The sequence below is a fragment of the Actinomycetota bacterium genome (genome assembly GCA_030682655.1).
Classification (GTDB): domain Bacteria; phylum Actinomycetota; class Coriobacteriia; order Anaerosomatales; family JAUXNU01; genus JAUXNU01.
In genome coordinates this window covers 1-10,788 of record JAUXNU010000217.1, presented here as the reverse complement: position 1 = coordinate 10,788, position 10,788 = coordinate 1, and the positions used below count along the sequence as shown (strand labels likewise).

12 protein-coding genes are annotated in these 10,788 nt (G+C 62.4%); 4 read left to right on the top strand and 8 right to left on the bottom strand.

What is annotated here, in order from left to right; translation table 11 throughout:
- Positions 1 to 145: 145 nt before the first annotated feature.
- Complete coding sequence (locus Q8K99_14890; GenBank protein MDP2183833.1) at positions 146 to 292, bottom strand: hypothetical protein; 147 nt, start codon at positions 290 to 292, stop codon at positions 146 to 148.
- Positions 293 to 491: 199 nt separating this feature from the next.
- Here Q8K99_14890 and Q8K99_14885 point away from each other — a divergent pair, with 199 nt between their 5' ends.
- On the top strand, positions 492 to 1,847 hold the full coding sequence (locus Q8K99_14885; GenBank protein MDP2183832.1) for a Sau3AI family type II restriction endonuclease: 1,356 nt from the start codon (positions 492 to 494) through the stop codon (positions 1,845 to 1,847).
- On the opposite strand, the gene Q8K99_14880 is transcribed toward Q8K99_14885, so the two are convergent.
- The 3 genes from Q8K99_14880 to Q8K99_14870 form a co-directional block, all read right to left on the bottom strand.
- Entirely contained in the window at positions 1,844 to 2,275 is a 432-nt protein-coding gene (locus Q8K99_14880; protein MDP2183831.1) for a very short patch repair endonuclease, read from the bottom strand. The genes Q8K99_14885 and Q8K99_14880 overlap by 4 nt on opposite strands.
- Complete coding sequence (gene dcm / locus Q8K99_14875) at positions 2,247 to 3,566, bottom strand: DNA (cytosine-5-)-methyltransferase (GenBank protein ID MDP2183830.1); 1,320 nt, start codon at positions 3,564 to 3,566, stop codon at positions 2,247 to 2,249. The genes Q8K99_14880 and dcm overlap by 29 nt, the downstream gene beginning before the upstream one ends.
- Positions 3,567 to 3,695: 129 nt before the next feature.
- A complete protein-coding gene (locus Q8K99_14870) occupies positions 3,696 to 4,814 on the bottom strand; it encodes a nuclease-related domain-containing protein (GenBank protein ID MDP2183829.1) in 1,119 nt (372 codons plus the stop codon).
- A gap of 210 nt (positions 4,815 to 5,024) precedes the next feature.
- Here Q8K99_14870 and Q8K99_14865 point away from each other — a divergent pair, with 210 nt between their 5' ends.
- The gene (locus tag Q8K99_14865) at positions 5,025 to 6,971 is read left to right on the top strand and encodes a DUF2075 domain-containing protein (protein ID MDP2183828.1); all 1,947 of its coding nucleotides are present in this window, start codon (positions 5,025 to 5,027) and stop codon (positions 6,969 to 6,971) included.
- Positions 6,972 to 6,974: 3 nt separating this feature from the next.
- Positions 6,975 to 7,316: a nucleotide pyrophosphohydrolase gene (locus tag Q8K99_14860; protein ID MDP2183827.1), complete on the top strand. Its 342-nt coding sequence runs from the start codon at positions 6,975 to 6,977 to the stop codon at positions 7,314 to 7,316.
- Between the two features lie 107 nt (positions 7,317 to 7,423).
- On the opposite strand, the gene Q8K99_14855 is transcribed toward Q8K99_14860, so the two are convergent.
- The 3 genes from Q8K99_14855 to Q8K99_14845 form a co-directional block, all read right to left on the bottom strand.
- Positions 7,424 to 7,837 (bottom strand): type II toxin-antitoxin system VapC family toxin, encoded by a 414-nt coding sequence (locus Q8K99_14855; GenBank protein ID MDP2183826.1) that lies wholly within the window; start codon positions 7,835 to 7,837, stop codon positions 7,424 to 7,426.
- Positions 7,837 to 8,103 (bottom strand): CopG family transcriptional regulator, encoded by a 267-nt coding sequence (locus tag Q8K99_14850; protein ID MDP2183825.1) that lies wholly within the window; start codon positions 8,101 to 8,103, stop codon positions 7,837 to 7,839. Before Q8K99_14850 ends, Q8K99_14855 begins: the two co-directional genes overlap by 1 nt.
- Before the next feature lie 97 nt (positions 8,104 to 8,200).
- A complete protein-coding gene (locus Q8K99_14845) occupies positions 8,201 to 8,767 on the bottom strand; it encodes a nucleotidyltransferase domain-containing protein (protein MDP2183824.1) in 567 nt (188 codons plus the stop codon).
- Positions 8,768 to 8,935: 168 nt separating this feature from the next.
- Between Q8K99_14845 and Q8K99_14840 the strand changes: the two genes are divergently transcribed.
- Complete coding sequence (locus Q8K99_14840) at positions 8,936 to 9,961, top strand: hypothetical protein (GenBank protein MDP2183823.1); 1,026 nt, start codon at positions 8,936 to 8,938, stop codon at positions 9,959 to 9,961.
- Positions 9,962 to 10,403: 442 nt separating this feature from the next.
- On the opposite strand, the gene Q8K99_14835 is transcribed toward Q8K99_14840, so the two are convergent.
- Positions 10,404 to 10,715: a hypothetical protein gene (locus Q8K99_14835; protein MDP2183822.1), complete on the bottom strand. Its 312-nt coding sequence runs from the start codon at positions 10,713 to 10,715 to the stop codon at positions 10,404 to 10,406.
- Between the last annotated feature and the right edge of the window lie 73 nt (positions 10,716 to 10,788).

The window sequence follows — 10,788 nt, the reverse complement described above, 5'->3', positions numbered from 1 at the left end:
CTCCAAGACCCGACGCTCTTCCTCGCTGAGTTCGATGACGTACGGGCTTCTTCTGGACATGGCACCTCCTCTCCTCACGGAGATGGTACCATGTCCGAGAGCCACGGATTACGCGCTAATACTTAGGAATCCGAGAACTAGCGATCTAGCCGCGATAGCCTGCGGAGCGAGTATCGGCAAGCGCCTCTTCCGCGGTGGCACCCTCGCCCACCACGGAGCCGCGCATCCCAAGGGGATACGCAACGTAGCACTCAGCATGCTGTTCAACGACGAACTTCAAGTGGGCGATCATCGTGTTGGACACCTCGGATGCGGCCAGCCGTGACTACAGCCTGCGCCTTGCACGGCCTCTCGTTCACCTCCCCAGAGGAGGCTAGCGAGCTCGTCCAACCCATACCCAAACGCGACCTGACCGCCGCCGAGGAGTGGCGACCCTCGGCCATTGGGACTACTCTTGGTCCTACGTTGAGTCAGAAGCGCCGAGGAGACGTATGGGCACCTCACAGCCCTTGCCGTACGACCAGGCCGACCCCGACGACATCGAGCGGTATGCGCAGCGCCTCATCGGGCACAGTCTGCGCGAGATGCTCCCGGACGCCGAAACCATCACTGCACAGACCGGCAAGGGCCGTTTCGGCGACATCCTCGAGAAGGAGTATTTCGGAATCGACGGCGGCAACCGCCCGACGCCGGACTTCGAGGAAGCCAACGTGGAGCTCAAGGCGACGCCCATGAAGCGCCAGAGCAAGAAGCGCTACGTCGCCAAGGAACGGCTCGTGCTCGGGATGATCGACTACATGAAGGTCGCCGAGGAGTCGTGGCAGACAAGCTCGTTCCTCAGGAAGAACGCCCTCATCTTGCTCATCCACTACCTCTGGGAAGAAGACGTTCTCGACATCGACTACGTCATCAAGATCGCGCGGCTCTGGGAGTTCCCCGAGGAGGACATCGAGGTCATCCGCGACGACTGGGAGACCATCGTCGCCAAGATTCGGGAGGGCAAGGCCCACGAGCTGTCCGAAGGCGACACGAACTACCTGGCCGCATGCACCAAGGGCGCCAAGGGCACCGACCGACGCCGTCAGCCCCACTCGACGACCCCCGCCAAGCCTCGCGCGTTTTCACTCAAGCAAAGCTACATGAACACCGTGATTGAAGCGGGCCTCGCCGACAAGATCGAATCATTCGCGAGCGCCGAAGAACTCAAAGCCGGCAAGACGCTGGAAGATATCGTGCATGAGCGGTTCCGACCACATATCGGCTTGACCGCCGACGAGATCGCCGCTCGGCTGGATGTGAAAGCCAAGCGTGGAGCCAAGAACTTCTACGCGGTGCTCACCCAACACATCCTGGGTGTCGCGGCCGACAAGAAGATCGCCGAGTTCGAGAAGGCCGACATCACGGTCAAGACGATGCGCCTCAAGCCCAGCGGGAAACCCAAAGAGGACATCTCGTTCCCAGCCTTCCAGTACATGGACCTCGTTCAGCAGGACTGGGAGGACTCCGACCTGCGCATCGATCTGACCAAGCGATTCCTCTTCGCTATCTATCAACTCGATAGGGACGATATTCCGACCCTCGTGCGCACTCAGTTCTGGACGATGCCTATCTCCGATGTCGACACCTACGGCCGCACGTGCTTCGAGCAGACGATCGACCGAATCATGGAAGACAAGGCGGAGTACCTGCCCAAGAAGTCAGAGAACCGAGCGTGCCACGTTCGTCCGCATGGAAGGGACAGCACAGACACCCTGCCGACGCCCACCGGACGCTACGTCGTGCGGAAGTCGTTCTGGCTCAACGGTTCCTACATCGCAGAACAGCTTGCCGGCGAGAAGGACACCTAGCGAGACAACGCTGTCGCTATTCTGTCCACCGCTTCACCCGGACGGTCCCCGAGTTCGCATTCCCACACCGTGACGACGGTCCAGCCGACTTCTTCCAGTTCGCGCACTTTGCGCACGTCGCGCTCCTGGTTCAGCTCGAACTTCCGACGCCAGAACTCAGAATGTGACTTTGGCTCCCCTGGCTGGCAGTGCGGGCAGCGGTGCCAGAAGCAGCCGTTCACAAAGATGGCCACTCCCCGCCCCGGGTACGCGATATCCGGACGCCCAGGGGCCTTCTTCCAGTGGAGTCTGTAGCCTGGGAAGCCCGCCTCGCGCAACAGTCGCCTCAGTTCGAGCTCGGGCTTCGTGTCCTTCCCGCGATTGCCCTTCATGGATCGCGAGACGGCCGCGGAGGTCGGCTCAGGTATCGGTCCCAGTTTGCTGGGCATCCCGATTCGCCCTCTCTTCGAGGCAGTCCTCTGCCTCTCTCTTGATCTCCCGGCCGATGCGTTCCACGACCCCGACCACGAGCGCGTTCCCCATCATGAACGCACGTCGTCCATCGCTCATTCCCGTGTCGGTCCAGCCTCGAGGGAAGCCATTCAGTTCCTCAAGCTCCTCGGGAACAAGACGACGCAGTCTGCCAGTTGCAGGGTCTTCGATCGCATGCTTGAACCGTGATGCCGAGGTGCCGCCTTCCCCGGTCAGAATCGTCCGGGCGGGCCGGTCAAGTGGGTCAGGGAAGACCATGCCGCCTTCGGAGTAGCGGTACTCGTGTCCGGTCTTCTTGTCGACGCGCGGCTCGGACTTGGCACCCTTGAGGTATGTCCACGTGTCAACCCGGTCTTCGGCAATGAAATAGTTCTCGGGCACGTTCTCTGTCTTGGCGACAACCTCTCCCAGCGTGTGCTTCTTGCCACGCCACACTGGCTTGACCTGCTCGGTCCACACGCGGCCCTCGATCATGACGCCAGCGTTCTCGAATGGGGACTTCTTGAGCCCCTCGCCGAAGGTCTCGCTCACAACATAGGGGTCGGCGTCGAGAAGCACCGTCTCAGGCTCCGGCTTCTCTCCTTCTGCCTCGGTCCTCGTCGTGATGCCCGCCTGCGATACGGGCAGCGCTTGTGCCATCACGCCATCGAAGAACATGCGCTTGACGGGCTTCCACCGGTAGCCGCAATGGTCGAGCAGGTGCGCGTACAAGAAGACACGTCGCCGACGCTGAGGGAATCCATACTCGGCTGCGTTCACGACCCTCCACTCGGCTACGTAGCCGAGCTGGGCGAGGCAAGACAGGATGATGGCGAAGTCGCGACCACGCTTCGTGGCCGGTGACTTCAGAAGCCGATCCACGTTCTCAAGCAGAACGAACGGCGGCCGCTTGAGGGCGAGCATCTCGTAGATGGACCACCACAGAACGCCCTTCTTGCCCCGAATGCCCGCCGCTTGTGATAGGGGCTTGGCTACCGAGTAGTCCTGGCACGGGAATCCACCGACGAGCAGCTCGAAGTCCGGAACGTCTTCCGAGCACGCACGCTTGACCACCTTTGCGATGTCATCGCATACGTGACCTTCGAAACCGAAATGGTCGACGTAGCAGTCCGATGCGTGCTGGGCCTTCATGGACGGCTCCCACTGGTTGCTCCAGACAACTGACCAGCCGCTCTTCTGAAGGCCGAGACGGAAACCTCCCACACCTGCGAAGAGCTCTGCGACCCTAAATGAGGAAGTGGCGGCCATTCTGTGCGCGCTCCATGTGATAGCTGGCTCGATGGTGCGCTCACATTGTAGAGGTTGCGTGTGACAGGATCAACCGCGAACTCGCAGCAACAGCATGGCATCGCAGTCACTCGAGGCAGACAGCCGACCCTACTCCTTCTCGAACCCCGTGACCTCTCCCGAATCATTGAGGAGCAGGGTGATCTGTCGAACGGTGGCCGCGTTGTAGGCTGACTTGACCACGTACTCCCACGTGTACGTCCAGTAGCCATTCTTGGTGCCAACTACGGGCGAATCGATGTTGGCAACTTTCGGGTAGATGTCAGGGAACCTGTCCGCCAGAGCAGACTTCGCCTGGTCGAGCGGCGGCCTGGTCGGCGTCGCCGCAGGAGCAGGCTCGGCGACTTGCGCTGACGTCGACTTGAAGCCTGATGTCAGGAAGTCACTCAACCAAGGGGACCCCGGGCCCATGAAGAACCACCACCAGACCAGGGCTAGCACTCCAATCGCCGCGACTCGAACTGTAAGGTCCCAAAGCACCGCCTTGAGACGCCGTCCGAAGCGGGACTCCGTCCGGACAGGAATGGGAGTTGCCGCCTGCTGCCACGAGGACGGCATGATCGGCGCTGGTGCGCGCGGCGCTTCTGAGCGGGACGGCTGAGTTCGATGGTACGGCTGCCCAGACACATGTCGCCGCAGGGCATCCGGATCGCCTGATCGATCCATTCCGCGAATCGCGGCTAGCATGCGCACCTGTTCCACTTCCGGCAGTGCCGTGGTGATAGCGAAGTCATGGCGCTGCTGGAAGAACCGGCGAAGCTCGGAGACGTCGATCACTCGTTGTCTTTCGAGCGTGCTCAGGTCGAGCTCCGACGTGTTGGCGCCGGAAAAGACCACCACGCTCTTCACGTGATCTGCATCCACCGGCTCACCGCATTCCTTCAGTGCCTTCCTGAGCACCGCCTCGTGCTGACGGTTCTGGGCGAGTGGATTCTGGAATGACTTGTGCTTCTTCCCCGGGTAGCAGGCTGTCCACTTCTTCTCGACGTCGGTTCCAAGGATGAGGGCGCCAGTCCGCACTTTCGCTTCGATCACGAGAACCCCGTACGTATCGACCACGATGTGATCGATCTGTGCGGTCTGTTTGCAATCCAGAATCAGAACGTCGTGGAGGAACTGCAAGCCATACTCCTGTTGGAGCACCTGCAGTTCCCGCGAGATAGCCTCCTCGCCCTGCTGCCCGATGGCGTTCGCCGCGTCGAAGTCCATGCATCCCCCTCGTGGTGCACAGGGAGCAATACTCCCAAGAGCTCCCCCGAATGCCTGTATCGGCATGCTAGCTGCGAATCTTCACGTCGACCGAAGCATCTGGCGTTGCCTGTGTAGCGCTGGCCCGAGCGGCTGGCACTCAGATACTCCCACCTCGTTGCCCTGCTATCCTTGTCCCAGCCGAATTGTGCCTCCTGACCGGAGCTACCGATGCTCGTCTACCAGGCCCTCAAGTCCGAGTTCATCGACGACGTCGTCCAGGACGCCATAGTCGAGCGCATCACGGCGGCCTTCGAACAGCGCCTCCATCGCACGAACCCGCGCGAGGTCGTCGCCTGGCGCAACTCCATGGAGTACATGTACAAGGTGCTCAACGCGCCCGAGATTCCGGACGGCTGCGGGGTCGCAATCGAGTTCAAGGTCCCCTACACCGAGAAGCGCGTCGACTTCCTGCTGACCGGCCGCGACGATAGCGAGCGCGAGTCCGCCATCATCATCGAGCTCAAGCAGTGGCAGCAGGTCGAAACGGTCGACGATCGTGACGGAATCGTGCGGACCTTCGTCGCAGGTGCGAACCGCGAAGTCACCCATCCCTCATACCAGGCGTGGTCCTACGCGCGCATGATCGAGGACTACAACGAGGCCGTGCGCGACGCGCAGATCGGCCTTGAGCCCTGCGCCTACCTCCACAACTACCGCATGGCTCCCACGGACGACCCACTTCTCGACCCCCGCTACGCGGACTACCTCGAGAAGGCACCCGTGTTCTGCCGGGGCGACGTCCTCAAGCTGCGCGACTTCATCTGCCGCCACATCACCCGCGCGGACAACGGCCAGATCCTCTACGAGATCGAATCCGGGCGGCTCCGCCCGTCGAAGTCCTTGCAGGATGCGCTGTCGAGCATGCTCGAGGGCAACGACGAGTTCGTCATGATCGACGACCAGAAGGTCATCTTCGAGACCGCGCTCTCCTTGGCAAAGCGCTCGCGCGACACGGGCGAGAAGCACGTGCTCATCGTTCGCGGTGGCCCGGGAACCGGCAAGTCGGTGGTCGCGATCAACCTACTCGTCCGCCTCACCGCCGAAGACACGGTCTGCCAGTACGTGTCGAAGAACAGCGCCCCGCGCAACATGTACTCTGCCCTTCTTCGCGAGGGCGACCGCACGATGACCTACATCAACGGCCTGTTTCGCGGTCCCGGTGGCTTCTACGACCTGCAGAAGGACTCGCTTGACGCCGTCGTTGTCGACGAGGCCCATCGGCTGAACGAGAAGTCGGGCTTCTACGGCAACGAGGGCGAGAACCAGATGGCGGAACTCATCGACGCCGCTCGCTTCTCGGTCTTCTTCATCGACGAAAGCCAGCGGGTCACCATCAAGGACGCCGGCACCGTCACCGACATTCGCACGTTCGCCGAGCGCTCGGGCGCACGACTGTGGGAGGCCGAACTCCTCTCGCAGTTCCGGTGCAACGGCTCGGACTCGTACCTGGACTGGCTCGATGAGGTTCTGGACATCGCGCCCGTCGAGGAGACGCCGACCTACATCGACTACGACTTTCGTGTCTTCGACGACCCGCACGCACTGATGGAGGCTGTTCGCGAGCGCAATGCGGAGCGTAATCGCTCACGTGTCGTCGCCGGGTACTGCTGGGAGTGGCCGACCGCAACGAAGGCCAACCCGAACCATCACGACATCGCGCTGCCCGAGCATGGGTTCTCGCGGTCGTGGAACCTCAAGTCGACCGACACATGGGCGATTGACGACGGCTCGATCGAACAGATCGGCTGCATCCACACGTCGCAGGGGCTCGAGTTCGACTACGTCGGCGTCATCATCGGCGACGACATGCGCTTCGAGAATGGACGCGTGATCACCGACTACACCCGACGCGCGAAGAGCGATCAGTCGCTCAAGGGCATCAAGTCGATCGCCCGCGAGGACCCCGAGCGCGCCCAGCGCATCGCCGACGAAATCATCCGCAACACCTATCGCGTGCTCATGACGCGTGGACTCAAGGGCTGCTACGTCTTCTGCACCGACCGTGCACTGGCGCAGCATCTGCGGGAGAACCTGCCGCGCGTCGAGTACTCGCCTTCACCCGCACCTGCCCCACTCGCTGCTGAAGCCCCCGCCGAGACTTTTCTGGAGGACTGACCCATGTTCGACGACCTCACACAACGCGTTGTCGACTTCCGTGACGCACGCGACTGGAAGCAGTACCACTCCCCGCGCAACCTGGCGGCCTCGGTGTCGATCGAGGCCGGCGAGCTGCTCGAGGTCTTCCAGTGGAGCAGCGACTCCACGCTTGCCGACGACGTCGCGGCCCGTCGCGGTGACATCGAGCGCGAACTCGCGGACATCGTGATCTACTGCGTTCTGACAGCGCACGAGACCGGCGTGGACCTCGAAGCCGCCATCAACGCCAAGCTCGCGGAGAACGACACGAAGTACCCGCAGCACAAGGCACGCGGCAGCCGGACGAAGTACACGGAGTTGTAGAACAAGCCGCGAGCAGCTTCACACGCGGAAGATGGTCTCACCGTGCCAGTCGAGCAGTTTGCGCGACACCGTCACCTGCGTAGACGCACCCAGAACAGTCGCGCCCGCTACCCCGGCAGTACGATGGCCGGGGCGAACGTCGGACGGTACGCCGTCAGGCGGGTGTCGAAGCTCAGAACCACCGCGACACGCTCGCGCTCGCATGCCGCGAGAAGCGTGCAGTCAGCGAAACCGAGGGCGAGATCTGCGTAGCGCCGATCGATATCCCGGGCCATCCGGAGCAGCTCGTCATCGGCGCCGATGATCTCGATGCCGGATTCCATGAAGGCGTCCCAGAACCGACGCTGCTGGTCAGTACCAAGTCGCGCGCCGATAAAGCTCATCGTCTCAGCGAGGATCGTGACGGGTGTCGCAAGACCGTCGCCGCCGTGCTCGGCAAGTGCGGCTCGCGCCCGCATGTGATGTGTCTCCGACGCGCGGGCTGCCGCGATGAAGACGCTTGAGTCGACCAGGGCACGCATCAGCCGCCCACCTCGAAAGCGCCGCCCTCGCCGAAGTACTCGGCGAGAGTCTGATCGATCGTCAGCGCGAGGTCCGTGGCTTCGTCATCATCGGCCAACACGCCGAAGATCGCCTGGACACCGCGGTGCACCTGCTCTTCGCGCTGTGCTCTGTACTCGCCGATCGCCTCGCGTGCGATCTCGGCCATCGAGACCCCCCGTTCGGCGGATTCGCGCACCAGAAAGCGATGCAGGTCATCTGGCAGATACATCATCGTCTTCTTCATGCCGCGAACATACGCGCGTGGCGACATATATGTCAAGCATATATGTCATCCGAGCGTCTTGTGCACGGGGCACGTTTGAGGCACTTCTCGAACTCGCTCACCGGCGCTCCAAGACCGTGATGCCCCGGGCGACCTCCGAAGCGAACGTGCCTGCCTCAGCGATCAGCTGCATGTGCGACTCGGGCGTCAACACGACCGGCTGAAGCCACTGGTGCTGCGCGAGTTCGACCATGACCGACTCGGCATCATCGGCAACCACGAGCACGTCCACGTCACTTCCGGACCGGTTCTCGCCCCGCGACGAGCTTCCGTAGAGGATTGCCAGGTCGAGTTTGTCCCGCACAGGGGCGATGGCTGTGCGCACCCGACGGATCGCCTGCGCGATCTTGAGCGTCTTGATGAGTGGGTCATCCGTGTCGACCCAGTAGAGCTTGGTGCGCCCAACGTTGCGCGACGCCACGAGCTGGTCTTGAACGAGAGCCGCCAGGGCAACATGGACCGTTGACTTGGGCACGTCCAGCATCTCGCGAACCTGGGCCTCGGTGAGTTCGTCGCCGGCCTCATCGAGCAGCAGGCCGAACACACGCTCCTGTGACGTCGGGGTCTCGGCGGCATGAAACGCAAGTTCATTCAGACTGGACGTATATTCCGTTTCGCTGGACATATGTTTAGTCTAGCTGAACTTGAAGCGGCGTCAAGGGACGACCTAGCGCCCGAGTTCGTCGCTCGCGCGTCGCTCACATCCCACTTGACTCCATTCGGTCGCGGTGTCTAATATTCAGCGTATAGACCATATTCATGTCCGCCATGAATATAGATTGCAGGATGAATTATGCCGAAGCCCAAGAAGACAGCGAAGAACCTTGAGGCCGCCTTTCGTGAGGCTGGCTTCGACCGAGTGGATGCCGGTCCTGACTGCGTCCGCGTTTGGCTCGGACAGGACCATGAGATAGAGGTGCGTCCGATCAGCGCGGGCCACGGCCGTCCGCAGGAGGTCCGCAATGCCTTGGCCCACCCATTCGAGCAGAGCGCTCCTTGCGTTGCAGCCACCTACGTGGCCACTCATTTCACTACTGGCGCCATGGATATCCTGCGCGAGACAGGCGTGAACTACCTCGACGATCGACAGTTCGTGTTCCGCAACCAGGAGCCGTTCGTAGCGATTCGCCAGGACAGAACGGTTGGCCGTGACGCGAAGCCGACAACGGGAGTGGGCCTCGGAGGCAAGGCGGGTATCGCCGTTCAGGAGATGCTGCTCGACGATCGCGAATGGTGGCGCGTCACAGATCTGGCTAGAGAGGCCGATGTGGCTGCCGGCACAGCACAGACCGCTCTCAAGCGCCTCGAGCAACTGGAGTTGATCGAGGTTGAGGGAAGCGGGCCACGGAAGCGCCGACGCATAGTAGACAAGGGCGAGGTCCTCGATCGCTGGGTGGAGGAGGCGGGCCGCGAACGACACAGGCTCCTGACCACCTTCATCCACACACAGGGCCCGGTGGACTTGGCCCGTCGGATCTCCGGCAGCCTCTCCGGGGCGGGTATCGACCACGCGATCACGGGCGCCTGCGCTGCCTTGCTGGTCGCCCCACATGTGACCGATGTTCGTCGGTGCGAGGTCTGGGTGGGTCCGGCGGTCGGCCAGGCCGCCGTCGTCAACGCCCTGGGGGCCGAACCTGTGGAGAAAGGCGGAAACGTCACTGTCTTCCAGGCACGAAACGACGCTCCCCTCTTCGCCCATCGCACCGTCGAGGGCGTCCAGGTGGCCAATCCGCTGAGACTGTACGCTGACCTTCTCGACGACCCACGGAGAGGGGAGGAACAGGCAGAGTTCCTCCGGGGAACCGTCCTGAAGATGTAGATGGCAGAGCTGATGCGTGCCTCCGACTACGATGCGCGACTCCGGAATGAGGCCGTCGCCGTTGTCCGGGAATTCATTGGTGCCCTGAGCGGGTGACCGCGTTGAGTCTCAGATTCGGCAGCGTTGTCGAAGTTGTCGAAGTTGCCCGGACGCGCGTGGTCATTCCTCGGCGTCGTAGGTATACTCAAACCGCAAAGGTTCCACCCCGGTGACAAGAGCTCAGGGAGCTCTTCCGCGCAAGCGGATAGCTGGGGTGGTCGCATGTCTGGGATCAAGTCTGCACTGCTAGTAGTACTCCGTGTCTCCGTCGCGGAACAGATCGCTCTCGGTGCAGAGCTGATGCGTGCCTCCGACTACGAGGTTTAGCAAAGTATGCGGAGTTCTGCAGCCCGACTGGCGGTTGACGGTGCGTGCTACCCCGCCCCATGTCGGCATTCACCCCTCACGGCCCGACGACCACGCCCGTCCCGCCCTTGGCGCTTCCGAGCGCAAGCACGTCGACAGCCGCCGCCTCTGCGGCCACCGCACTCACACGGCGCAGGGCCACAGCGACTCGCGCGGTGGCGAACGCCGAGGCCGCCTTCTTCTGACCGAACGAGTACGCCTCGAAGCCTTTGAAGCACGACTTCGGAGTGACGCGCCCGTCCTCGCCGAAGTTGTATGCCACCAGGCACGCAACGACCTCGGCAAACGCCTGGCGGTCCTCGGCAGGTGAGGTTGGCTCGTTCTGCGTATTCCGGTCGAAGTCGAACACCGTTCTTGCCGAAGCCGAACACGGTAACGCCGCAAGCCGAACACTGTAACGGCTGAAGCCGAACACCTATTCC